Raw genomic sequence first — 24,802 nt, forward strand, 5'->3', positions numbered from 1 at the left:
TTTCGGCAGGCAGGGGCAACCTGTCGACGTAAAGTTCGTCGACCGGAATGTCGGAGCGGTCGCTCACTCGGGGGGTAACAGGTAGCTCCACGTTTCGGATAGGGTGTTACTGCCGTTGCGCAGGTAAGCGCGCATTTCGACGGGTTTCTCGGAATCGAGGCGGCGCATGCGAAGCATGACGCGATAGCCTCCCGTGACGTCATTGCGCTGCGTCTGCACTTCGAGGATCTTGCCGTTGCCGTCGATGGACACATTGCCTTCGACCTTGGCATCGTCCGGCAGCTTCTTGAGCCCCGGGCCTTCGAAGTCGAGCGCGAAGAGCAGACTGTCGTCTGGTTTTCCCCGGTAGCCGTGTCCCCGGCGGCTTTGCGTCACCCACGCCAAAGGCGGGCGCTTATCGTTATCTTTTTGCCACGAGAGCCGGTATTCGAGCGACAGCGGCTGCTTGGGCTTGGGCGGTGCATCGGGCACCCAGTAGGCGACGATGTTGTCGTTCGTTTCGTCCGGCGTGGGAATCTGGACCAACTCTACGCGGCCTTGTCCCCATTTGCCCTTCGGTTCGACCCAGGCGCTCGGACGTAATTCATAGTGGTCTTCAAGATCCTGATAGTTGGTGAAGTCGCGGTCGCGTTGCATCAGCCCGAAACCGCCGGGGTTGGACAGCGAGAACGACGACACCAGCAGGCGCTTGGGATTGACGAGCGGACGCCAGATCCATTCCCCCGTCCCGGACTGGATGGACAGGCCGTCGGAGTCATGTACTTCGGGGCGATAGTCGGGCACGGAGGCCTGCTGGTTCTCGCCGAAGAAGAACATGCTGGTCAGCGGGGCAATGCCCAGCTTGGTCACGTTTTCGCGCAGGTACAGTTCGGATTTGACGTCGACGGTCGTATCGACGCCAGGGCGCAGCGTGAAGCGGTACGCACCGGTTGCGCGCGGCGAGTCGAGCAACGCGTAGATGGTCAGCTCTTTCGCGCCGGGCGCGGGACGCTGAATCCAGAACTCGGTGAAGCGCGGAAATTCTTCGCCGGAGTTCAGCGCGGTGTCGAGTGCGAGACCGCGAGCCGACAAGCCGTAGGTCTGGTTCTTACCCAGCGCGCGGAAGTAACTCGCCCCGAGGAAGACCATGACTTCGTCTTTGTATTTGGGCGTGTTGACCGGGAAGTGAATACGGAAGCCCGCAAAGCCGAGGCCGCGCAGTTGTTTCGGATCGACCTTGAGTGCGCCGAAGTCGAACATGTCGGGGCTGTAGCGCACTTCGCGCGCGCTGTTGCCGATCAGTTCGTTGATTTTGACGGGACGGTCGTAGTACGAACCCTCGTGGAAGAACATCAACTCGAACGGCAGCTTCTGCGCACGCCACAGCGCCTTTTCAGGCTTGAAGCGAATGTTGCGATAGCGGTCGTAGGTCAGATTCTGAAGCTCTTTGGGGAGGTTCGGATCCTTGGGCTTATAGCGGTTGTTCGCCAGCGCACGCGCTTGTTTGGCAACGTCGTCGAATGAGAATGCATGCGCCGCGCCCGAGGCGAGCGCACAGATGCTGAGTACACCGGCAATCGCCAGGCGCAGGGCACGGTGGGAAATCTTGCGGGGAACCGCGTTGAGCAGGAATTCCATCGGCAGTGGGGAATGGCATGTAACGCGCGTGCTGGTCACAGCCAGCGTGCGCCGAACGCGCAATTTTACCCGTTCATTCACCGATTGACTAAAGATGCATCGGCAAAACCTTCGAAGCGGGTACTCACATTACCCCAAGCGTCTGCTGTGACGGTGCTTCCGGCGCGTCATAAATTTGTGACTTTTTGTGACCGGGCAGCGAAATGAAAGGATTTCACTCCCTTCGCCTTCCGTATTCACCCCCTATTCACTCCCATTTCTGCCAGTTTCCGTCATTTTTTTGCCATTCCCGCGCCATTTTCATGGCATTCGGTACGGAATTGCCCGGAAGCCCGCTCCCGTCGTCCGCAGCGGCTTCAGCGGCTCGCCATGGCCAGCAATCCGCCTAACGTCATCAATGCGCCGCCGATGGTCCGTCTCACGAGATGCTGCCGCCGCACCATTGCCTCGCGCATCCATCCCGCCGAGAACCCCAGCGCCACAAGGCTGAACCACGCCCAATGCGCCACCGACATGAACGCTCCATACGCGAGACCGAGCGCCCAGCCAGTGCCAGGATGAACGACCTGCGTGAAGGTGCTCACCACGAACAAGGTGCACTTCGGATTCAATGCGTTCGTGAAAAAGCCTGTGCGAAACGCCTGAAAAGCCTCTCGCCAGCGGGCGGGGTCTGCGCTCCCAGATTCCGATGACAAAGCTGACGCCCCAGCCTCTTGCGTGACGTCCACGACCGGCGACCGATCCCGCAAGGTTCGCCACCCGATGTACACGAGATACGCCGCACCAATCCACTTGATCACCGTGAACAACCACGGCACCTGCACGATCAACAGCCCCACCCCCACCAACGTGTACGCCACGTGCACCTGCACGCCCGCCGCAATCCCCAATGCCGCCCATAACCCCGCGCGCCGCCCGTGACGCCAGCTCTCGCGCGTCACCATCGCAAAATCCGCACCCGGACTGATCACGGCCAATACCGTGATCGTCATTACAGCGATTAGCTCTTGCATGACTTTCTCTCACCCTTTTCGTTTATGCCCGGTGTTTCCGCGTTCACGCGTCTAAAGTCGCATTCTCGGCATTTCTGTCACGCCGAAAAAACGATCAATTTGCCCACATATCCGTGATAATTTCTCACGTATGACGCGATCTCTACGCCGCCCCTTTCCTCGCTCCATTCCCCTGAACGCCCTTCAGGTCTTCGACGTCGCCGCCACCGAACTCAGCTTCGCGCGCGCCGCCGACCGACTCTTCGTCACCCATGGCGCCGTCAGCCGACAAATCCGCACCCTCGAACTCGCCCTCGGCCTCCCCCTGTTCGAACGCCGAAACCGCGCCGTCTTCCTGAGCGCCGCCGGAGAAAAACTCCACGCCACCACTCGGCAGATGTTCGAGCAACTCGCCGCCACGGTCGCCACCCTTCATCCCCCCTCCCCGTCGGACACGCTCGTCGTCTCCTGCGAACCCACCCTCGCGATGCGGTGGCTGATCCCCCGCCTCGCCGCCTTCTCGCAGGCCCACCCCGGCATCTCGCTTCACCTTCACTCGGCCGGTGGCCCGCTCGACTTCGAAAGCGCCGGTGTCGACGTCGCCATTCGGCGCAATGACTTCTTCTGGGGACATTCGCTCATTGCCGAACCGCTCGCCGACGAATGGATCGGCCCCGTCGGCCTCCCTTCGGCCTTCGACGCGCTACCGATTTCTCACCTTCACACGCGCACGCGTGCGCAAGCCTGGCAGGACTGGCAACGTGCCATGCGCCGCGCGCCGTCGCCCGAACGCCTGAAACACCTGGCGCGCTTCGAGACGAGCGCCAACCCGGCAACGCCGCCGTTCGAACACTTCTATCTGAGTCTGCAAGCCGCTGGCGCGGGCCTCGGGGCCGCCATCGGATCGGTCTATATGGTGTGCGACGAACTGAACGCCGGGCGACTCATCGCCCCCGCCAGCTTCATCCGCGATGGCTCCGGCTACGTCGCACTCTCGCGCGAACCGTTCGCCGACAATCCGGCGAAGGCAACACTGCTGAAATGGCTACGAACAGCCCTGGCGGAATCCGCATCGCCCTGGATCGCGAACGCGCAATGACACGAGGGAGGGGAAAACGTAACGAGACGCGTCAGGCGCGCGGTTCGTTCTGCGCGTCCTGAGTGTTGGGAGACTGAGACGGGGACGGGGACGAAGACGGCCCGGCCGTCATTGAGGTCGGCGGAACGGGTACCGGGGCCGGTCCGGCAGCAGCACCCGCGGCATCTTTGCTCTGCGCCACGGCGGCTGGCGCCTTAGGCAACATGCGTATGCCGCGCCAATTGCCCCACTTAATGGGATGGACTGCCCCCGAAGGGGTATCGTGCTAGTGACTCATCTCGTTTTCGGAGGCCATCATGGCAATCTCTTTTCTCGGAATCGATGTGGCAAAAAATGTGTTCCAACTGCACGGCGTCGACGCATCTGGGCAAATCATGCTACGACGCCGTGTCGCGCGGTCGCAACTCATGGAAGTCATCCTGAGACTCACGCCATGCACCATCGGCATGGAGGCATGTGGCAGCGCCCACCACTGGGCCAGGGAGTTCGCCAAGCTGGGCCACACGGTCCGGCTAATCAGTCCGCAGTTCGTCAAACCCTTCGTCAAGGGAAACAAAACCGACAGCAATGATGCAGAGGCCATATGTGAGGCATTACAACGCCCCTCAATGCGATTTGTTCCGGTGAAGTCTGTTGAGCAGCAGGATGTTCAAAGTCTGCATCGTGCTCGCAGTCGCTTGGTCAACAATCGAACTGGCTTGGTCAGTCAAATGAGAGGCATCTTGGCCGAGCGTGGCATCGTGTTTGCTCAGTCAATCACGCGGGCGCGTCGGGAGATTCCAACCATTGTTGCTGACACCAGCAATGCGCTCACACCACTCGCGCGCGAAATGCTGTCCGATCTCATGGACCAGTTGCGCGAGCTTGACGGTCGAATCGCCGGCTTTGACAAGCGCATTGATGCAGTCTTCAAGGCCAGTGAAACATGTCAGCGCATCGCGAAGATCGAAGGTGTCGGCCCCAAAACGGCCACCGCCATTGTGGCCGCTGTCTCGGATCCGAAGGACTTCAAAAACGGGCGTCATTTCTCCGCATGGCTGGGCTTGGTGCCTCGCCAGTGCTCAAGCGGCGACAAAACGAGACTCCAGGGAATCAGCAAGCGTGGCGATCGACATCTGCGGACACTACTAATTCATGGCGCACGAGCGGTATTGCGAACTGCCCCCACAAAACAAGATAGAAAGCATGCTTGGGCTTTGGCGCTTCAGGAACGGCGTGGCGCAAATCGCGCGATTGTCGCAATGGCCAACAAGATGGCTCGGACAATCTGGGCCATACTCGCCTCAGGTCAGCCTTACCGTCCTGCGTAACCTTACCTCCACCGACGATGCGTTGATGATTGACAAGTGGCACACCGGTCGATCCGGCGAACAGGGAACCTGATTTTTATGACGGCCCTTGAGGTCTTCCATTTGTTGAGGCCTGTTCGTGCGGATTTCCAGTTAGGCGCGGGGCTTACCCATGACGCCGGATATATGTACGCAATCGACTCCCGTGCTCATCAAAACATCAACTTGCTATCCAGGGCAGTCCATATATGTAATACGTGAGCGCCATCACGAGCGAGACGGCGAACCCGAGCGGGAAGCTCCACCAGATCGCCTCCGCACCCCACGTCTTCTGCATTTGCCACGCGAACGGCAGCCGGATCACCCACTGCGAAACGAACAGGATGACGAGCGGCGCTGCCACCGCGCCCGTCGCCCGCACCACGCCGAAGAGCACGATGGTCACGCCGAACAGCACGAACGACCACGCCACCACCGCATTGATGTGCTGCGCCACGGAAATGGCGTAACCGTCGTCCGGCAGGAACGCATTCATGAACTGACGGTTGAACAACAGAATCGCGATCACCAGCGTGCCGGTCATGACGAAGTTCAGGCCGACACCCACGCGCCCGATCTTCGTCACACGATCCCACAAGCCCGCCCCCACGTTCTGCGCCGTCATGGACGACACCCCGGCACCGATCGCCAGTGCGGGCATCTGCACGTACGTCCACAACTGCGATGCGACCCCGTAGGCCGCCGTGGTCTGCGATCCATAGCCGTTGACGAATCCCATCATGACCATCGCCGACGAAGAGATCACCACCATCTGCAACCCCATCGGCAATCCCTTGACGACGATCAGCCGCAGCAACCCCATGTCGATGCGCAGATACTTCCAATCCTTGCGCGTGAGCCACAACGGATCGCGCCGCTTGTACAAGGTGTACATGAGCGCGGCGAGGCTCACGGTCTGCGCGATGAGCGTCGCGCCCGCCGACCCCGCAATGCCGAACGGCGGAATCGGCCCCCAGCCAAAGATGAGCAATGGATTGAGCGCGACGTCCAGCCCGGCGGACAACAACATGAAACGGAACGGCGTGCGTGCATCGCCCGCCCCGCGTAATGCCATCATCACGAAGTTGTAGAAGTACATCACCGGCAAGGCCACGAAGATGATGCGCAGATACGCTACCGCAAACTCGCGCGCGTCGCCCGGCGTGCCCAACGCGTGCAGCAACTCTGGCGTGAAGATGTAGCCGAACACCGCCACGGCCGTGGACAACAGGACGAAGAATGTCGCGCTCGTGCCGACGATGCGCCGCGTCAGCTCAGGATTCTTTGCACCGATGGACTGACCGATGAGGATCGTGTTGGCCATGCTGATGCCGAACACGACACCGAGCAGGAAGAACAGCAGGATGTTGGCGTTGGACGCCGCAGTGAGCGCCGACTCGCCAAGGTAATGGCCGATCCACATCGCATTGATCGACGCATTGAGCGATTGCAGCACGTTGCTGCCCAGCACCGGCAGCGAAAACCAGAACAAGGTCTTGCCGATGGGGCCGCGTGTGAGGTCCTGTTCCGCCATCGTCGTCTTACTTCGTGTCGAACTTCACGCCAGCCGCCGGCACGGGCACGGCACACCGGTGGCCGCGCACATTGTCGAGAAACCGCTCGATCAACGGCAGTATCTTCGCTTCGATATCGCCATGGCCGTAACCGAAACCCGCGAAGTTGAAGTGCGTCGCGCCATCGACCACGGCGAGCCAGTGACACCCTGGCGGCATGTCGGCGAACGGCTCGGTGCGCGTCTGCCATTTGCCTTCGAGCGGATCGTCGCGCGTGCCTGTCACGAGCAGAGCAGGCTTGCGAACGTCATGCCATGCCCCCGCCGGAAAGATCGCGCCCTTACCCTGCGGCGACAGCGCAATGTAGGCGTCGAAGCGGTCGTCGCTGTCGAGCCCGAGCTTGTTCTTCGCGCCCGCCTCGATCATGACGGTCACCGCGCCCATCGAATGTCCCGCCAGCACGGCAGGTCCCGCATGGCACTGCCCCCGCGCCCAGCGCAACGCCGCCCCCGCATCTTCGAGACGATCGTCATACGCTTCGGGATCCGTAGTGAGGGCGAGCAACCCGTCGCGCAGACCTCCGTTGCGCACCCGGTCGCGCAGCGAATCGCGTCCGCTCTCCTGATGCGCCATCGTCACCGTCAGCCAGCCGTATTGCGAGAGCGCTCGCCCGAGCCACGACATCGCGTCGCGGTCGTCGCCCGCGCCGGGGCTCACCACCACAACACCATTACAGGCGACTTGGGGACGGAAGACATGGAGGTTGGCATACGCGCCATCGCTGCGCATGACGCGTTGATCGATACCGGTCGCGGCGGATGCCGGGGTAGCGGTCACGGGCTTGGCTGATGCAGCGGGTGACGCTGGGGATGAGGCGGACGGTGCAGGTGCGGCCTTCGCAGGCGCGCCCGCCGGAAAGACAGTGTCGGCAGCCAAAACGTTGGGCGGAAACGCTGCGAACAGCGACGCGCCGACGCTGCAGGCACCGAGCGCGACGCGTAACGTCCCGAACGATCGTCCCACGGCCCTGCGCGACTTTCCGAGCATCCGTTCTCCCCTGGTTTCCGGCAGCACGCAGCCAACCTCGCCCAAGGGGCGCTTGTCCCTGATCTTGCAAAGTTCGAACCACCGAGGGAACGGGTCAGGCCGGGAGCGACGGTCTCGCGACGAAGCTCCGCTGCGACATCACACGATGAGCCATCTTAGCGCGGATTGCGTAGGCGCTCGCATGATTTTTGCATCGTGCCCACCTGTCTCGCGTGCGCAACGCACGGGACGATATCCGAACTCATCAATCGCTCACCCATCGCTCATCGGTGCCACCACCCGAGCACACCCGGCATAGGGTCTCAGGCGCTTCGATGCCGCCCGAGATGCCCGTCTCGCGACAGGCCCAGCGCCGATGCGTAACCCTGCGGATCGAAGCGCCACGTCAGTGCGATCAGTGCCACGTTGAGCACGATGAGACCGATCCACGACGGCATGAAGCTGCCAGTCACCGCCATCACCGCGCCAGACGCAAACGGTGCCACAGCGGCGATGCAAAAGCCCACGCCCTGCATGAACGCCGCGAGCGCGGCCGCATGACGCGGGTGCGCATGATGATCGAGCGCCAGCACCAGTCCGAGCGAAAAGGTACCGCCCAGTCCGAAGCCGATGCCGCCGATCCACCACCACGGCGCGGCGTCCGGTGCGACGACAAGACCGGCCAGACCGGCAAGCGTCGCCGCCAGCGCGAGCGTCAGCCACCGGCGACGGTCGACATTGCGCCGTGCCAGCCACGGCAACATCAGCGCCGCCACGACCTGACACGCCGTGAGTCCGGCGAGCAAGGCGCCGCTTTGCGTCGCACTCATGCCGCGCTGCTGGTAAAACGGCGGCAGCCACGCCACCATCGTCGTGTAAGTGCAGTTGATGAGACCGAAGTAGACGGCCAGCGTCCACGCACGATGCTTGCGCAACAGGTCGAGCATCGACGGCGGCTTTCCGGAAGTGGCGGACGTTGTGGAAGCTGAAACGTTTGAAGCCATCTGCTGCGTTGCGGCACGGCACGCGGCATGCAGATCCTCGGCCGTAGCAGTCGTAGCGGCCGTCGCGGTCACATGCGCGGCCGGAGTGACGACATGCCCCTTCAACGGCGCGCGCCACCACGCCAGCGCCGCGACGCCAACGACCGCGAGCCACATGCCCAGACCGACGCGCCAGTCGCCCGCCTCGGACGCCGCCCACGGACTCGCCGCCGCGCCGAGGCCACCGCCGCCCATGAGTGCTGCAGAGTACAGCCCCATCATCGACGTCATGCGCGCTGCACTGTAGTTCGCCTTCACCACCCCCGGCAGCAACGCCTGAATGATGGCGATGCCGATGCCCGACGCCAGCGCCGTTGCAATCATCGTCACCGTATCGTCGGCGAAAAAGCGTACACCACAGGCCAGCGCCAAGGCCACCAGTCCGAGTAAGACACCGCGTCGCTCACCAAAGCGACGCGTCAGCCCGCTCGCCGCGAATGCGCCCGCGCCCATCGCCAGCACCGGCAGCGACGTGAGCAGCGCGGCCACCGGATACGTCATCCCGGTCGCCTCGCGAATTTGCGGCAACAGCGGACTGATGGAGGTGAGCGTAGGTCGCAGCGTCAGCCCGACGGCGACGATGGCCAGCCAAAGCGTCATACCACCACACCCTCGCTCACGACGACGTGACCGTTCGCGACCACCCAGCGACGCGGTGCACGTGTCACGATAGCCTGCGCCGCGTTCAGCGCATCAACCAGCACGAGGTCGGCGCGCGCGCCGACGTGCAATCCGTAATCGTCGAACCAGCACGCACGTGCGCCCTGATGTGTCACGCAATCGAGCGCGATGTCCAGTTCGTCGTCGCGACGCAGGTTGTAGCGCAGCCCGATCATCATGGCGCGCTCCAGCATGTCGGGCGAACCGTATGGCGTCCACGTGTCGCGAATGCCGTCGTTGCCGCCCGCGAGCGTCACACCCACCCGGCGGCACGCCATGAGCGGCGGCACGATGCGCGACGGCGGTGCCGTCGTGACGAGCGCCACACCGGCATCGGCCAGACGCGCCAGCAATGCATCGGCGCGCGTGGCGTCGAGTTCGCCCAGACAGAAGGCATGCGACACCACGACCTTGCCCTGCATCCCTAGCGCCACAATGCGCTCAAGCATCAACTCGAACGAGAACACGCCCATCTCGCCCGGCTCGTGCAGGTGGATGTCCACCGGACAGCCGTGCTTGTCTGCGAGCGCGAACATGGCGTCGAGCGACGCCTTCGGGTCGCGGTCGATGGCGCATGGATCGAGCCAGCCGAGCACATCGGCCCCGCGCGCGAGCGACGCGTCGAGCAACGCCACGGTGCCGACGCGATCGAGCACGCCCGATTGCGGGAACGCCACGATCTGCATGTCGAGCGTGTCCGCCAGCGTCTCGCGGGTGGCCAGCACGCCATCGAGATGACGCAGGCCCGCGTCGGTATCGATGTCGACGTGCGTGCGCAGTCGCGTGGTCCCTGCCGCGAGGAACGCGCGGCCGAGCGCCAGCGACGCCGCCGCCGCATCGTGGCCGCTCGTGGCGCGCCACTGACGCTCGTTGTCGATGCGGTCGATCAGTCGCGAGCCGCATTCGTTCACGTACCAGGGCATGCCCCATGTCGTCTTGTCGAGATGCGTGTGCGCCTCGACCAGTCCGGGCATCAGCAAAGCACCGCGCGCGTCGATCCTGCGGGAGGTGCCGTCAGCGCCGTCGGCCGATGCAGGCAGCGACGGCCCGATAGCCGCAATCTTGCCGTGCTCGACACGCACATCCACCGACGTGCCGTCGAGCCCGCGCGCATTGCGAATTTCCAGTGTTGTCATGCTTTCCTCAAGAGTCCTGCTTCGGCCTCGCCGTCAACATTCCGGGAGCGCGTCAGCATGCTCACCGTGACGAACGTCACCGCGTTCACCGCCAGCGCCACCAGCCCCATGTTGATCGACGCCACGGTATCCGACGCGCCGGGCAACATACGCAGCGTGACGTCGAACCCGACGGCCGCCAGCAACACGAGCGCGCCCGCGCCGATCCCTGCAAACGCGCCGTACTTATTGCCGAACGGACGCGGCAGCAAACTCGCCACGAACGACGGGAACAACTGCGTAAGCAGGCTCGATGCAAACAGCGCCAGCGCCACGAACGTCGCACCGCCACGCAGCACGAAGAACACGGCCACCAGACCGAAGACGGGCAGCACCCGCTTGGCCAGCTTGCCGACCACCGCTTCGCTCGCTTGCGGCGCGAAACCGTCGCGATAGATGTTCTTGGCAATCAGCGTCGACGCGTTGAGCAAGATCATCGAACCGGGCACCAGCGCGGTCAACACCCCCACCCCGCCGATCACGCCGACGAACCACGGCGAGAACGTCTGTTTGACGATGCGCAGCAACGCCAGATCCGAGTCCGCGCCAGTCAATCCCGGCACTTGCAGAATCGCCGCGAAACCGACGAAGAACATGAATGCGATGACCATCTGATACAGCGGCATCAGAATCGTATTCTTGCGCACTGCGCTTTCCGTCTTCGCGGCATACACCGACGTGAAGACGTACGGATACAGGTAGTAGCCGAGCGACGTGAGCAAGATCGTCGAGTTGTACCAGGACAGCGTCAGGCCGCTCGTGGGCATTTGCAGGAAGCCCGGACGCGCCGCCTCGATGCGGTCGAACATCTCGCCAAAACCGCCGAAGTAATGCAGCGGCAGATAGATGCCAAGGAAAATCGCGATCGCGAGGATCAGGATGTCCTTGTAAATCGCGATGCTCGCCGAGCCATGAATGCCCGACACAGTGATGTAGACCACCATCGCAATCGCACCGCACCAGATCGCCACGGCCGGAGGAATCGTGCCGTACGACGCTTCGGACACGATGATGCCCAGCCCGCGCAACTGAATGATGAGCAACGCGCTCATGCCCAGCACGGCCACCAGCGATACCACAACGCCCAGCGCCCGCGACCGGTAGGCCGTAGCAAAGAAGTCGGAGAACGACACGCAGTTGTGCTTCGTCGCGTGACGCCACGCCGCAGGCAACATCCAGTAGCCAAGCAGGTACGCGAGCGCCCCGTAGGCAAGGATGTAAAACGCGGGCGGTCCCTTGCTGTACGCCCACCCGCTCGCGCCCAGAAACGTGAACGTCGAGAAGGCCTCACCGGCCATCAGCAGGAACACGAGCAGCGTGCCGAAGCCACGACCGCCCACCGCCCATTGTTCGAGGCTCATCGTGCGCCCGCGACGTGCGCGCAGCCCCACGAAAAGCGCAAAGGCCAGAAACGCCGCGATGACGGCAAGCGCGGCGTTCATGATGCGGCTCCGTCATGGTCACGGCGCTGGGCCGCATCGCGCGAACCGTCGAAGCGGAACATCACGAGCATGATCACGGACGTGAGCAACAGCCACACGATGTTCCACGTCATCAGAAAAGGCAGCCCGGCCAGCCGGGTGCCCACATGTTCGGCGAGCCAGCCGCCGCTGTAAAAGGCCGCGATGGGAAGCGCGGCCAGGCAATGTACGGGTTTCATGACGTCTCCAGACCCAAGGATTTATAAGGCGACCGCTCGTTTGCAATCCCGGCGGCTTGATGCGTTCGGTGGCTTTGCCGATGTCGTCGATGTCGCCGACGTCGAGGGAAATGGCACATCGCGACGATTTGCCATATCATCAACCAAACACAAACAAATGGTTAACAATTTTTGTTGACCATTATCGGTAACGATTTGCCGAAATGCAAGGTCGCGTCGCGCGCAGGGGCCAAACCTAGGGTTTTCCGGGAAATGGCATCGTGGGAAGGTTGGCGTCGGATTGGCGTCGGAATGGCGTCGATAAGCGGTGTCACGCCGTATCGGATGGCCCGGGGCGGCAGGTACAATTCGCCCCACGCCCGCGCACTTTGATGCGAAGCGCCAAATTTCAGGAGATCAGGCTTGAGCCGCACCGCAGCACCGCCCCCGTCCACCGCGTCTGTCGACGTCCCTCGCGCTCAGGCTGCCCCTGTCACGGAGCCGGACCCGACACCGGTCGACGTCGAGGAAGAAGGCACGCCGGGCAGCGCAGGGCAGCAGGTCGAAGCTCGCGTGTACGCAGCAATTTCGCAGGCGTTGCTCTCGGGCAAACTCCGGCCGGGGATGCCGCTGCGCGAACGCAATCTGGCGCAGGCGCTCGATTGCACGCGAGGTGCAGTGCGCAAAGTGCTCGCGCGTCTCGGCTTCGAGGGCAAGCTGGTACTCGAACCCAATCGCGGTGCGTTCGTGCCGCACCCCTCGCTCGACGACATCCGTCAGACCTACCGGGCACGACGCGTGCTGGAAACCGGCGTGATTGCGAGCATCTGCGGGCGGTTGAGCGACGCGCAGCTCGCAGTCCTCGACGCCCACGTCGACACCGAAGCCCGCTCCCATGCCGAAGGCACGCACGAGCGCTCGATCCGCCTTGCGGGCGAGTTTCATCTGAAGTTGATCGGCATGGCCGACAGCGCGGAACTCGACGCCTTCGCGCATCAGCTCGTCGCCAAGACGGAGCTATACAAGGCGTTGTACGACCCGGCAGAGTTCATCCACTGCGCGCCGACCGAACACGCGCAGCTCATCAGCCAGTTGCGTGACGGCAAGACGCAGGCCGCCATCGCGCTGGCCACCGCGCACCTCGACGAACTCGAAGCGCGGGTGCTCACGCGGGCCGCTGCCGCCGAGACGCCGGACTTCCGCGCGATCTTCGCCGAGGCGTTCGCGGGCGAGGCGCGCCTTGGCGCCTGAGTCGCGGGTCCTGCGCGGATGCGTTTCAGATCTGCTCAGATCCATTCAGATCCATTCAGACCCATTTGGGATCGCCAGATGAAGGCGTCATCGGCCCGCCTACCATCGCCTCAGGCCTGTCGCTCGCCTGAGGCACTTCCGACGTCCGGGCCGCATGCCCGAATCATGCGCAGATCATGCCCGTCAAGCGATACGGCAATCACACCACGTGTGCGAGGGTTGCATGAGACGAATGTCCAAATCGGAGTATATTTCGCCTGATCGCGACGGGCCTGCGGCCCGCCAGCCAGTTTCGCCCCCCGCTCGAACGTACTAAGGCACCAAGCCCGAAGGAAGCCCATGTCCCATCTGGTAGTCCACGGCGGCCAGCCGCTACGCGGCCGCATCACGCCCTCCGCCAACAAGAATGCCGTTCTCCCGGTGCTGTGCGCCACGCTGCTGACCGATCAGCCTGTGCGCCTGATCGGGGTACCCGAGATCACCGACGTTCGCAAGATTCTCGACATCTTCCGTCAGCTCGGTAGCGACGTGAGCGTCGATTTCGACGCGGGCATTCTCGACGTCCACCATCTGAATACGAAGTTCGATCCGCGCACCGACCATCTGCCCGAGGAGATGCGCTCGTCGATCATGCTGGTGCCGCCGCTGCTCGCGCGTTTCGGCGTTGCGCGCATCGAGGACAACATCAAGGGTTGCACGCTTGGCGTGCGCGAGATCGATCCGCACATCGAAGTGCTGCGCCATTTCGGCGGCCGCGTCGAGCGCACCGCCGGCTCGCTGCTGATTCATGCCGACGACACCCGCCCGGCAATCCATCACTGGCTCGACTACGCCTCGGTGACGACCACCGAGAACTTCGTGCTGTGCGCCGCCACCGCGAAGGGCCGCTCGCAACTGAACAACGCCGCGTCCGAGCCGCACGTGCAGGAGTTCTGCCGCTTCATGCAGATGCTGGGCGTGCCGATCGAAGGCGTCGGTACGTCGCAATTGGCGATTGAAGGCGTCGAGCGCTTCGGCGGCGGCGAATTCCGCTTCGCCGAGGACTTCCATGAAATCACCACGTTCCTCGCGCTCGGCGCGATCACCGGCGGTGAAATCACGGTCAAGAACACGGCCCCGGACCAGTTCCCGCTGATCGACCGCACGTTTGCGAAGTTCGGCATCAAGGTCGAGCACCGCGACGGCTGGTCGACGGCCACGGCGCAGGGCAAGCTCAAGGTGCAGGCCCCGTTCACGCAGAACATTCTGACGAAAGTGGAAGCGGCCCCGTGGCCGTACTTCCCGGTCGATCTGCTGCCGATCTTCATCGCACTGGGCGTGAAGGCCGAAGGCAGCGCGATGTTCTGGAACAAGGTCTATGACGGCGCGATGGGCTGGTCGACGGAACTGTCGAAATTCGGCGCGCACGTGTTCCAGTCCGATCCGCACCGGCTGATCACGTTCGGCGGCGTGCCGCTGTCGCCCGCCGTCGTGGAAAGCCCGTACATCATTCGCGTGGCGATTGCCTTGCTGATGGTGGCGGCGAGCATCGACGGTCAGTCGACCATCAAGAACGCGCAGCCGATCCGCCGCGCCCACCCGCGCTTCGTCGAGAATCTGTGCTCGGTCGGCGCGAACGTGGTCTGGACGGCGCCCGAGTAAGCCTCTGACCTGCACCGGCGCCCCCCCGGGGGGGCCGGGCTCGCCCTGCGGCACACGCCAGCGGCAGACGACCCCCCGATCACCTACACGCCGGTCGTCCGCCGCTGCGAACCCGACGGTTGACCTTACCTGAGCCGGTTCGGCGCGCCATGACTCCACCTTTGCCCGACGGCATCTCTCGTTTGCCCGGCGGAAAATTATTTCCCGCGCGTCGATATTCGCCCCGGATCGGTGGGGCGCGCCCGGGCGAATGTGAAAGAATGGCGACCATCATGAGCGATCGTCACCTGCCCCCGCAGTCGTCTGCCGCGCCCGCCACACCTAATGCGGTGGCGACGGCAGCCCCGCGTCAGAGCGGCGCATGGCCTGCGTCGCCGCATGCCCGTCAGTTATCTGGCGTGCGCGTGCTCGTCGTCGACGACAATCAGGAAGACCGCATGCTGCTGATGGACTTCCTCAGCCAGCAAGGCTGCCGGGTCTACATCGCACAAGACGGTCGCGACGGGTACACCAAAGCGCGCACCGTGCAGCCCGATCTGATCCTCATGGACATCCGCATGCCGGTTTGCGATGGCCTCGGCGCGTGCCGCCTGCTCAAGGCCGACCCTGGCACCCGGCACATCCCGCTCATCTTTCTGACGGCCGCCGCCTTGCCCGGCGAGCGCGTCGCAGGCCTGTCGGCCGGTGCGGTCGATTACGTCACCAAACCGTACGATTTCGAAGAGGTGCGGCTGCGTCTGTCGATCCATCTGAAGACGACGCCGTCCACGCCTGCCCACAGCGCAGCGCCTACGGCCGCCGCAGCCGACACCGACATACACACACCGCTCCCCGTGCAGCCCCACACGCTCGACGCCGTGCTGTTTCGCGCCACGCGTGCGCTGCTGCTCGATCAGCTCGGCACGACGCCCGAACTGGCCGGTCTGGCGAGCGCGGTTGGTACGAACACACGCCGTCTCAATCTTGCGTTCCGCCGCTGTGTCGGTGTGACGGTATTCGACTTCCTGCGCGAAGAACGCATGAAGGAGGCGCGACGCCTGCTCTCCGAGACGTCGCTGGACGTGCAGGACATTGCGAGCGCCGTGGGTTTCGCCAGCGCCGCCAACTTCGCCACCGCCTTTCGCGAGCGCTTCGGCATGCCGCCCAGCGAGTTCCGCGAACAGGGTGCACAGAGGTATGGCACGGCCGACAATTCGGGATCGACGCAGGCATGAGCACTGCGCCATCGGACTTACCGGCGCAGGTGACGCGCCGGTCCTCCTCGCCCCCGTCTATCTGGTTGACGCGCATCGCGCTCAAGTTCGTTGCGCTTGTTGCGCTTGTTGCGCTTATTGCGCTGGTTGCGATGTTCTGCCTGCCGGACACGGCAACGGCCGCTACAGCCGCTACGGCCACTACAGCGACGAACATCGCACCTGCTGCCGTTCAGCCCACCCCGGGTTTCATCGATCTCGCCGACGCGCCGTCCCCCCTCAAGCTCGACAGACAGCTACGCCTGCTCGAAGACCCGACCCGACACCTCGATGCCACCCAGGCACTCGCCGCGCCCGGCTGGCGCAACGTCGTGCCAAGCATGCTCAATGCGGGCTACAGCCGCTCGGCATTCTGGCTCGCGGGCAACGTTTCGAACCCGAGTAACGAACCCGTCACGCGGTGGCTGAGCGTCGGCATTGTGCGACTGGAGGATGTGCGCTTCTATGCGATGCCGTTCGGTGCAACACAGCCTGCCGACACATGGCGCGCCGGGCACACCGTGCCGCTCGACCAGCACCCTATCGTGTCCGAGACGTCGATCTTCCCGATCACGCTCCTTCCGGGGGAACGGCTCACGTTCCTCGTGCGCGTGGAGACCCGCTCGTCGGTGAGCATCGTGCCGCAGTTCTGGCAACCGGACGACTTCCGCCAGTCCGAATCGCGCAACGCCATGATTGCGATGCTGCTCGCCGGGTCGATGCTCTCCATCGCGCTCTACACGTTCGTGCTGGGCATCGCCCGCCGCGATCCGGTGTTCGTGTTGCTCGCGCTCACGACCATCACGCAGGTGGCGCAGGACATGGCGTTCCAGGGCTTCCTGTATCGCTACTTCCTGCCGCAGGGCGGGGAGTTCATCGTGCGCGCGCCGAGCTTCTTCTCGACGCTGACCGCTGGCGTATTCACTGCGATGTTGATGATCTTCACCGGCCTGGAGCGCGTGACACTGTGGCGCTGGGTCTATCGCGCGATGATCGGCGTCATGGGGTTCATGGCGTTGTGGGTGCTGTTCGGCGATCACCGTGTGGCCGCCTTCACGCATCTGCAACTGCTCACCGTCTTCAATGTGATCTGGGTCGTCTCGCTGGCCGACGGCTGGCGACGCGGGTTCAAGAATGCGCGCCTGAGCCTGCTCTCGTTCTCGCCCGGGTGTCTCGTGCTGTTCTGGCGGCTCGCGATCGTCAACGGCCTGCTGCCAGAGGACTGGCTCGCCAACACCGCCATGGCGTGGAGCACCAATTTCTCCGTGCTGCTGATGCTGACCATCATCGTGACCGGACGCTCGCGCGAACTCGTACGCGAACAACGCGCCGCACAGCGCGAGGTGCTGCAAACGCGCCGCGAAGAACAGGTGCGGCTGGCCAACGCCGTCGACACCCGCACGCGCGAGCTGCAAGCCGCCCTCATCGCCGCCGACGAAGCCAACAGCGCAAAGAGCGACTTCCTCGCGCGCATCAGCCACGATCTGCGCACGCCGCTCACGTCGATCATCGGCTTTGCCGATCTGGTGCAATCGGGCGGACGCGAAGACGCCGACCGGGGCCGCATCATCCGTCGCAGCGCGCATCACATGCTCGCAATGGTCAACGACCTGATCGAATACGCGGGCGGTGGCGCGGCCGACGCGCTGCACGTCGCGCCCGTCTACACGCACGCGTTCGTCGACGGCATGGCGCACGAAGGCATGAGCCTCGCGCGCAAGCACCACAACGCCTTCCTGCTCGACGTGCGTGCACCGCTACCGCCGCTACTCGCCTTCGACGCCAAGCGGGTGCGTCAGGTGCTCGGCAATCTGCTCGACAACGCCGCGAAGTACACCGCGGACGGCACGATCACATTGTCGCTATCCGCCACCCCCGATGCGACACGTGCGGACATCGTGCATGTGAGCTTCGGCGTGGAGGACTCCGGCTGCGGCATCGCAAAGGAAGACCTGCCGCGTGTGTTCGAACCGTTCGCCAGGCTCGACCGCGCGCGGCGTGTGCCCGGCGTGGGACTGGGACTCGCTATCGTCAGGCAATGGATCGAGCGCATGGACGGCACTATCGTGATCGACAGCCAGCCCGACATCGGCACGAAGGTGACGTTCACGTTACCGCTGCGCGTGGCGCGCGAAGCGGAGCTCGTGCCGCAATCGTTCGCGGGTGCCACGCACGCCCTGCCGCCGCTCGACGGCACGGGGTATCGCATCTGGCTCGCCGAAGACTCTCCGGAAATCCGTCAATTCCTGCATGACGAACTCGCCAGTCTCGGCTTCACCGTGAGCACCTTCGGCGACGGCGTGTCGCTCATCGCCGCGCTGGGCAATCCCAAAGCACCGCAACCGGACCTCGTGCTGACGGACCACATGATGCCCAACGCCGACGGACTCGCGGTGGCACGCGCCGCACGCCGTCGCTGGCCCGACGTGCCCGTGCTGGCCGTCTCCGCGTCGCCCCAGGTGGTTGCTGGCGCTGGCAGCGAAGGGGAAAGCAGCGAACACGGCTATGACGCGTGCCTGCTCAAGCCCGTCGAACTGGCGGACCTGCGCAACACGCTGGCGCGTCTGCTCGACCTGCAACGTGACGAGGCACCGGCCAGTGAAGTGGAACAGGAGCGCGCCATGGTGCGCCCGCCGCGCGAGCGACTGGTAGAAGCCCGTCAGTTGATCGCGATGGGGGCGATAACCGATCTGATGGACTGGTCGCGCGATCTCAGCACACAGGCTCCGCAGTACGACGTCTTCGCCCGTCACGTCCATCAACTCGCACAACGTGGCGATCTCGCCAGTCTCACGGAGCTGTGCGCGCCGACGCAGTGAGACAGCGCGTTGCCGATCACGACGCCGCATGAAGACGCCCTAAACGACAACGGCACGCCCGAGAGCGTGCCGTCGTTTATCTGATGTCGATTACGTCAGTCGCGAAGCGGCTTGTGCGCCGTCTCCTTCGCCGCAAACAACGCGATGGCCGTGATCGCGAGCGCCGCCGTCACATACAGCGACACCGACAGCGTCGTGCCGTACTCCTTGTAGAGCGTCACGATGATCAGCGGTGCGAAACCACCGCCGAGAATGCCTGCCAGCGTGTAAGCCAGCGACGACCCGGCATAGCGCACGCGCGTCGGGAACTGCTCTGTGACGAACGCCGCCTGCGGGCCGTACATGATCGCGTGGATCACAAGACCGATCACCACGGACAGCACGATCAGCGCCGGGCTCGACGTGTCGAGCAACACGAAGAAACCATAGGCCCAGATCACCGCGCACAGTACGCCGAAGCCATACACCGGACGGCGGCCCAGCTTGTCGGAAAGCGCGCCGAACAGCGGCACCGTCAATGCATTGAACGCGGTGCCCACCAGCACGGCCGTCAGCGCCAACGGACGCGACAGATGCAGCGTGCCGGTCACATACGTCAGCGTGAAGACGACCATCAGCGCGTAGAGCACATCCGAGCCGATACGCGAGCCGCCCGCGACCAGCAGGTTGCGCCAATGCTTGCGGAAGACGTCGGCAATCGGCATTTCCGCCTGACGGTCCGAATGCTGCATCTCTTCGAACATCGGCGTTTCTTCCACGCCACGGCGCACCCACAACCCGAACGCCACCAGCACGAGGCTCAGCAGGAACGGCACGCGCCAGCCCCAGGCAAGAAACTCGTCCGGCGAAATCGACAACGTGATGAGTGCAATCAAACCGGTCGCGAGCAACGTGCCGAACGACGGCCCGACCTGCGTCCACGACGCGTTCAGCCCGCGCTTGCGCTGATCGCCATGCTCGACCGAGAGCAGCACCGCACCGGCCCATTCGCCGCCCAGCGCCACGCCCTGCACGAAACGCAATGCGACGAGCAGCACCGGGCTCCAGATGCCGATCGAGGCGTAGGTCGGCAACAGGCCCATCAGGCCCGTGGTCAGGCCCATGACGATGAGTGTGAGCACCAATACGGCACGTCGTCCGATCTTGTCGCCCAGGTTGCCGAACACGAAGCCGCCCAGCGGGCGCGAGACGTAACCGACGGCATACGTCGACAAAGCGAGGATGGTGCCCGCGAGCGGGTCCATCGACGGGAAGAACAGGTGGTTGAAGACGAGTGCGGCAAGCGTGTTGTAGACGGTGAAGTCGTACCACTCAAGCGTGGTGCCGACCATGCTGGCCGTCGCCAACCGGCCCTTGTTCGCGCCTTGTTTGGCGGGCGCGGCAGGGGCACCTGATGCGGTGCCGGTGTCCCGTGCGTCGCGGGTGTTCGAGTACGTTGTCATGGATGTCTCCGGGGGTGCGCGGGGTCAGCCGGATAGGCCGAGCCCGTGAGAAGAGAGCGAAGGGAACAAGCGAAGCGCAAGCCGCGCGAGGTCAGTCGTCGTTGGCGCCGAGACGCCACAGCATGGCGAAGCGGGTGACATCGGTTGCGGGCAGGCCGTAACTCGCCGCCAGCGTTTCGGCGGCGATACGTACGGCGTCCGGATCGGTGCCTTCGATGAGCACGACGGCATCGGCAGGGGGCAGCGCGGCGTCCTTCGCCGTGAGCGAGACGGAGAGCGTGGGCACAGTGACCTGGAGCGTGGCGCGCACGATGCCGTCGCCCTGCGCGATCTCCGTGAGTTGGGCGTCGAGGCGCGGGCGCGCCTGCGCCACGGCCGCCTCCGTCAGCACGAACGCAGCGAGCATGCCGCCCTGGCCTTCACCGGCTTCTACATCGAGCGTGCCGACACGGCGTTGCGTGCCCAGCATGCGCGCGAAGTTGCGCAGCGACCATTCCGTCTGATGATTGAATGCCTGCGCATACGGCTCACTCGTGAACACGCCAGCGTCCTGCGTGCAGTACAGCGCGAGGTATGGACGTGCACAGTCATGCAGCGCCTTGAAGCGACGGGCGAACCGGAAGCCCGGAATCGCCACGCGCTCCTGCATGTGTTCGCGGTCGTACCAGCGGTTGAAATCGGTTTCGAAGGCCGGATCGATATTCGTCCAGATACAGAGTTGGGCGCGCGGGGCAGTCACAGTCATGAGGCATCCATCGGTGTCGACAATCGGGGGCCGGCCGGTGCATGCCGCTGAGCAGCATCAGCACGCATGAGGCCGACCGTCCATTTGAGTGTGCAAAACGATGGAGGGAGCGTCCAACAAGAAATCAAATTCGCGGCAACAGCAAATTCTTATGACCGGCCCCGAACCCTTGTCGGGCGGGGCCTTTGCGCGGGATGGCTCAGGCGTCGGTCGCGCCCCATGCCGGGGCGGTCATGGCGGCGGCGGGGGGAATCGCGATGTCTGGCCCCATGTTCAGGGCGAATTCGCTGGCCGTGCGCTGGGCCAGACGCGCCACGTTCTCAGCGAGCAGCGCGCCCGTGCGGAACGAGCCGACCAGCGGCAGATTGGGAAAATTGGCGTTCACGCGTAGCAAATGCAGGCTGTGCTCGCCCAGTTCGCGCTGGATGATGGCGGGCGGCAGCATCGCCACCCCGAACCCGTCGGCCACCAGCCGGATGATCGCGGCGACCGACGTCATGCAGTTCACCCGCACCGGCCGCTCGGCTGCAACCGAAAACATGCGCTCCAGCGTCTTGTGCGGCCCGGAATTGCGCGAAAAGCTCACCAACGGATACGCAGCCAGATCGGCCACGTCGAGCGTTTCGCCCTCCAGGTTGAGCTTGGGGCTCGCGACCCAGCGCATCGGGAATTCGGCCAGCGGCAGGTTTTCCACGCCAGCACCGTGTTGCATGTCGGTCTGCAATACGAGATCGAGCGTGCCCGCCTCAAGCTGCTTGCACAGATTGATGGTCGTCTCGCTCGTGACCTCGATTTCGAGTTGCGGATATTCACGGTGAATTCGCGCCGCCAGATCCGGAAACCAACTGTGCACGATGGACTCGACCACGCCGATTTTGAGCACGCCCGGCGGCATGTCCGGATCGCTCAGTTCCCGCTTCATCTCCTGCCCCAGCATGACGATCCGCTCGGCATACGCCAACGCTTTCTGGCCTGCGGCCGTGAGCGTGACCTCGCGCGCGCTCCGGTCGAAGAGGCGCACGCCGAAACTCTGTTCCAGCGACGCGATACGACTCGACACCCCCGCCTGCGTCGTGTGCAGACGTTCTGCCGTCAGCCGGAAATTGCGCAGCTTGGCGAGCCAGACGAAGGTTTCGAGAAAACGCAGATTCATGCGGGATGAAGACGTAGACGTGACGGCTTGCCTACACAGAAGTCTTGGGGAAATGCCCATTTTAGCGGGAACACAAAAGACGTCGCCCAACGTGTTCCGCGTATGAAACTCGAATCACGTTCGCCATCCCTCGTCCACTGCCGCCTGAGCCACGCTGGCAACTGTTACGTCAACGCGTTCCCACCGTGTTTCGTTTCCGTAACGTTTTTTGATATCGGCGCGCGCCCCGTTCGCCCACACTCCTTACAAATCAAGCAGTTAATGACTTCAAGAGAATTGGCATGGGACTTGCTGAGTAATTTGCAACGGCCCGTCGAGGCCGGAGGGCCAAATCTCTGGAGACTGTCATGTCAAGCGCCCATTTCCGCCGACCGCATCCGACAGTGGAACTCGCCCGGTGCGTGTTCCGGCAGCATTACATCCGCATCATGCAGGCCGAGCACCCCGGCAGCTATGCGGTGCTGGTCGACATCTGGCCGATGGACGGCCGGACGTATTCGAGTATCGATCAGGCCAAGCATGCGGCCATGCTGTTTATCCGCAATATGGAAAACGACTGAGTCCACGTAAGTGATTCCGCGCCAGCGGCCCTGGCGCGGCCAACGAGACGAGACCAATGAAACATCACCACACCCGTCACAGCGCCGCCGAGCGCCACGCCCTGGCTGCCATGCCCTCCTCGGCACATTCGTCGGGCCATGCGTCGGCCCGTGCACGCCAGCCGGTCGTGCTCGATCCGGCAGGCGATCCGTACGCCCGCGTTGCCGTCGAAGCTTACGCCGAGGCCTGCGCGCAGGACCAACCCTGGCTGGCCGAGGCGCTACAACGTCAATACCAGTTGGCAGGCGGCACGCCGTCGAGCGCCGCAGCGATCTGGCGCACGTTCCACGAGGCGCAGCAACTGGCGCGCGACGGCGACAATTATGATGAAGCGGCCTGGACGCACGTGGCACTGCATTTATGCGGCGTTCTCGGCGCGATGAATCTGTAATGGTGAAATTTTGAGCTGATCGATGTTTGGGGCGTTGCGTGGCGTCGACGGAAACCGTGGCGCTGTGGGCATTTCTGGCATACTTCGTGCAAAGTAAATTCACGCAGTCTGCCTGGTAACCAATGAGCAAGTCCGCCGCGCCGGCACCGATTCTCCGTCGGCACCTTTTTGCCAACATTTTCGGTACGCTGATCCTGCTGTTTCCCGCCGTATCGCTCGTCGTTCCACGCGGCGGGAACACGGCGATGTTCCTGACGGTGGCCCTCGGCGCCATCGTTCTTTTCACGGGCCGCGAACGGGGCGAAATCTGTTCGCTCGTACGTGCCAATCGCCACGTCCGCCTACTCCTCATCGCGCTGCTGCTGCCGTTTTTCTCGATTCTGCTCGTCGAAATTCTGCATGGCCGGATTGTCGCGAACACACTCGACTCTCCGCTGCGCTTCCTGCTCGCGACTTTCGTATTCCTCGGGCTGCGCCGGATCGTCGACGTCATGCCGAAGTGGACCGATCTGTCGTTCGCCACCGGCGCCATCTGTGCGGCCATTATGGCCTGGTATTCCACCGCAGATTTTCTCGCCGCCCGCGCCGAAAGCTCGTTTCTGAACCCGATTCACTTCGGCGATATCGCCGTCCTTCTCGGCGTTCTGTCCGTCGTGTCGATTCATTGGCTGTCGCACGACAAGCCGTGGATCGTCGCATTTAAGCTGCTGGGAGCTGCCGCGGGCTGCTATGCGTCCTGGGCCAGCCAGTCCCGTGGCGGCTGGATCGTGCTACCGGTGCTGCTGGTCGTCTGGCTGCTGTGGCGCAATCAGCCGCTGAGCGTCGCGCGGCGTGTGGCGGTCGGCGTCTTCGCCCTGGTGCTGCTGGCAGCCACCTTCAGCTCGCATGTCGTACGCGACCGCTTCGAGATGATCCGATCGGATCTCGTCAGTCTTTCCGCAGGCAACCCCAACACTTCGACCGGTATCCGCGTCGAACTGTGGAAGGTCGCCGGCAAACTCATCGGTGAGCATCCGTTGCTCGGCCTCGGCGCGCATGGGTATCGCGATGCAATGCCCGCCATGGCGGCATCCGGCGAGTTGACCCCGCTGGCCGCCGACCTTGGCAAGGGCGAAGTGCACAACCAGATCCTCGCCTATTTCGTCGACTACGGATTGCTGGGCCTGCTGTGCATTCTCGGCGTCTACGTCGGCCCGGCCATCTTCTTTATTCGCTCGGCGCAATTGGAGCACGACCGCATCAAGAATCGCGCGGCGTTGATGGGATTGATGACGGCCGTCGCCTTCGCCGTCTTCGGATTGACCGTGGAGACCTTCAACCTCAAGGTGACGGTCGCCTTCTATGCGACGATGCTGGCTCTGTTTGCCGCGTTCGCCTATCCTGTCGGCTCCTCAGACGACAACTCGCCTGTTGCCAGGCGATAGCGCTGTTCCCC

At 63.8% G+C, this 24,802-nt stretch carries 20 protein-coding genes and 1 pseudogene; 10 read left to right on the top strand and 11 right to left on the bottom strand.

What is annotated here, in order from left to right; all coding sequences use genetic code 11:
* Positions 1–63: 63 nt before the first annotated feature.
* Both NA29_RS21160 and NA29_RS21165 read right to left on the bottom strand, forming a co-directional pair.
* Positions 64–1,617: a glucan biosynthesis protein G gene (locus NA29_RS21160; protein ID WP_052252288.1), complete on the bottom strand. Its 1,554-nt coding sequence runs from the start codon at positions 1,615–1,617 to the stop codon at positions 64–66.
* Between the two features lie 356 nt (positions 1,618–1,973).
* Positions 1,974–2,630, bottom strand: a complete 657-nt coding sequence (locus NA29_RS21165) for a LysE family translocator (protein ID WP_039392960.1) — start codon at positions 2,628–2,630, stop codon at positions 1,974–1,976.
* A 130-nt stretch (positions 2,631–2,760) separates the two neighbouring features.
* On the opposite strand from NA29_RS21165, the pseudogene NA29_RS26395 reads away from it, so the two are divergent.
* The 3 genes and pseudogenes from NA29_RS26395 to NA29_RS21175 form a co-directional block, all read left to right on the top strand.
* A pseudogene (locus NA29_RS26395) lies at positions 2,761–2,922 on the top strand (LysR family transcriptional regulator); the annotation flags it as partial.
* Positions 2,923–3,006: 84 nt separating this feature from the next.
* Positions 3,007–3,708 (top strand): LysR substrate-binding domain-containing protein, encoded by a 702-nt coding sequence (locus NA29_RS21170; protein ID WP_231965197.1) that lies wholly within the window; start codon positions 3,007–3,009, stop codon positions 3,706–3,708.
* Between the two features lie 296 nt (positions 3,709–4,004).
* Positions 4,005–5,018: an IS110 family RNA-guided transposase gene (locus NA29_RS21175; protein ID WP_150778079.1), complete on the top strand. Its 1,014-nt coding sequence runs from the start codon at positions 4,005–4,007 to the stop codon at positions 5,016–5,018.
* A 199-nt stretch (positions 5,019–5,217) separates the two neighbouring features.
* On the opposite strand, the gene NA29_RS21180 is transcribed toward NA29_RS21175, so the two are convergent.
* The 6 genes from NA29_RS21180 to NA29_RS21205 form a co-directional block, all read right to left on the bottom strand.
* Positions 5,218–6,570, bottom strand: coding sequence for an MATE family efflux transporter (locus NA29_RS21180; protein ID WP_084104010.1), 1,353 nt, complete (start codon positions 6,568–6,570; stop codon positions 5,218–5,220).
* A gap of 7 nt (positions 6,571–6,577) precedes the next feature.
* On the bottom strand, positions 6,578–7,573 hold the full coding sequence (locus NA29_RS21185) for an alpha/beta hydrolase family protein (RefSeq protein ID WP_150777887.1): 996 nt from the start codon (positions 7,571–7,573) through the stop codon (positions 6,578–6,580).
* 326 nt (positions 7,574–7,899) lie between these two features.
* Positions 7,900–9,219: an MFS transporter gene (locus NA29_RS21190; RefSeq protein WP_052252291.1), complete on the bottom strand. Its 1,320-nt coding sequence runs from the start codon at positions 9,217–9,219 to the stop codon at positions 7,900–7,902.
* Positions 9,216–10,415 carry an amidohydrolase family protein gene (locus NA29_RS21195; protein WP_039392963.1) on the bottom strand — a complete coding sequence of 400 codons (1,200 nt, stop codon included), beginning with the start codon at positions 10,413–10,415 and terminating at the stop codon, positions 9,216–9,218. The genes NA29_RS21190 and NA29_RS21195 overlap by 4 nt, the downstream gene beginning before the upstream one ends.
* Positions 10,412–11,896 (bottom strand): sodium:solute symporter family protein, encoded by a 1,485-nt coding sequence (locus tag NA29_RS21200; protein ID WP_039392966.1) that lies wholly within the window; start codon positions 11,894–11,896, stop codon positions 10,412–10,414. Before NA29_RS21200 ends, NA29_RS21195 begins: the two co-directional genes overlap by 4 nt.
* Positions 11,893–12,114 (bottom strand): DUF3311 domain-containing protein, encoded by a 222-nt coding sequence (locus NA29_RS21205; RefSeq protein WP_039392968.1) that lies wholly within the window; start codon positions 12,112–12,114, stop codon positions 11,893–11,895. Before NA29_RS21205 ends, NA29_RS21200 begins: the two co-directional genes overlap by 4 nt.
* A 402-nt stretch (positions 12,115–12,516) precedes the next feature.
* On the opposite strand from NA29_RS21205, the gene NA29_RS21210 reads away from it, so the two are divergent.
* The 4 genes from NA29_RS21210 to NA29_RS21225 all read left to right on the top strand — a co-directional run bounded on the left by NA29_RS21210 (position 12,517) and on the right by NA29_RS21225 (position 19,036).
* Positions 12,517–13,344, top strand: coding sequence for a GntR family transcriptional regulator (locus tag NA29_RS21210; protein WP_084104012.1), 828 nt, complete (start codon positions 12,517–12,519; stop codon positions 13,342–13,344).
* A gap of 339 nt (positions 13,345–13,683) precedes the next feature.
* Positions 13,684–14,985: a UDP-N-acetylglucosamine 1-carboxyvinyltransferase gene (locus NA29_RS21215; RefSeq protein ID WP_039392970.1), complete on the top strand. Its 1,302-nt coding sequence runs from the start codon at positions 13,684–13,686 to the stop codon at positions 14,983–14,985.
* A gap of 437 nt (positions 14,986–15,422) precedes the next feature.
* Positions 15,423–16,199, top strand: coding sequence for a response regulator transcription factor (locus tag NA29_RS21220; RefSeq protein ID WP_231965199.1), 777 nt, complete (start codon positions 15,423–15,425; stop codon positions 16,197–16,199).
* Entirely contained in the window at positions 16,196–19,036 is a 2,841-nt protein-coding gene (locus tag NA29_RS21225; protein WP_084104014.1) for a hybrid sensor histidine kinase/response regulator, read from the top strand. Before NA29_RS21220 ends, NA29_RS21225 begins: the two co-directional genes overlap by 4 nt.
* A 95-nt stretch (positions 19,037–19,131) precedes the next feature.
* Here NA29_RS21225 and NA29_RS21230 read toward each other — a convergent pair whose 3' ends face one another.
* The 3 genes from NA29_RS21230 to NA29_RS21240 form a co-directional block, all read right to left on the bottom strand.
* Complete coding sequence (locus tag NA29_RS21230; protein ID WP_052252293.1) at positions 19,132–20,478, bottom strand: MFS transporter; 1,347 nt, start codon at positions 20,476–20,478, stop codon at positions 19,132–19,134.
* Positions 20,479–20,569: 91 nt separating this feature from the next.
* A complete protein-coding gene (locus NA29_RS21235) occupies positions 20,570–21,223 on the bottom strand; it encodes a DUF4286 family protein (RefSeq protein WP_039392974.1) in 654 nt (217 codons plus the stop codon).
* A gap of 199 nt (positions 21,224–21,422) precedes the next feature.
* Complete coding sequence (locus NA29_RS21240; RefSeq protein WP_039392975.1) at positions 21,423–22,376, bottom strand: LysR family transcriptional regulator; 954 nt, start codon at positions 22,374–22,376, stop codon at positions 21,423–21,425.
* Between the two features lie 347 nt (positions 22,377–22,723).
* Between NA29_RS21240 and NA29_RS25865 the strand changes: the two genes are divergently transcribed.
* The 3 genes from NA29_RS25865 to NA29_RS21250 all read left to right on the top strand — a co-directional run bounded on the left by NA29_RS25865 (position 22,724) and on the right by NA29_RS21250 (position 24,791).
* Complete coding sequence (locus tag NA29_RS25865) at positions 22,724–22,936, top strand: hypothetical protein (protein ID WP_039392977.1); 213 nt, start codon at positions 22,724–22,726, stop codon at positions 22,934–22,936.
* Positions 22,937–22,992: 56 nt separating this feature from the next.
* Positions 22,993–23,367: a hypothetical protein gene (locus NA29_RS21245; protein ID WP_052252294.1), complete on the top strand. Its 375-nt coding sequence runs from the start codon at positions 22,993–22,995 to the stop codon at positions 23,365–23,367.
* Between the two features lie 122 nt (positions 23,368–23,489).
* Positions 23,490–24,791: an O-antigen ligase family protein gene (locus NA29_RS21250; protein WP_039392978.1), complete on the top strand. Its 1,302-nt coding sequence runs from the start codon at positions 23,490–23,492 to the stop codon at positions 24,789–24,791.
* Positions 24,792–24,802 lie beyond the last annotated feature (11 nt).

It is taken from the genome of Pandoraea sputorum (assembly GCF_000814845.2).
Classification (GTDB): Bacteria; Pseudomonadota; Gammaproteobacteria; order Burkholderiales; family Burkholderiaceae; genus Pandoraea; species Pandoraea sputorum.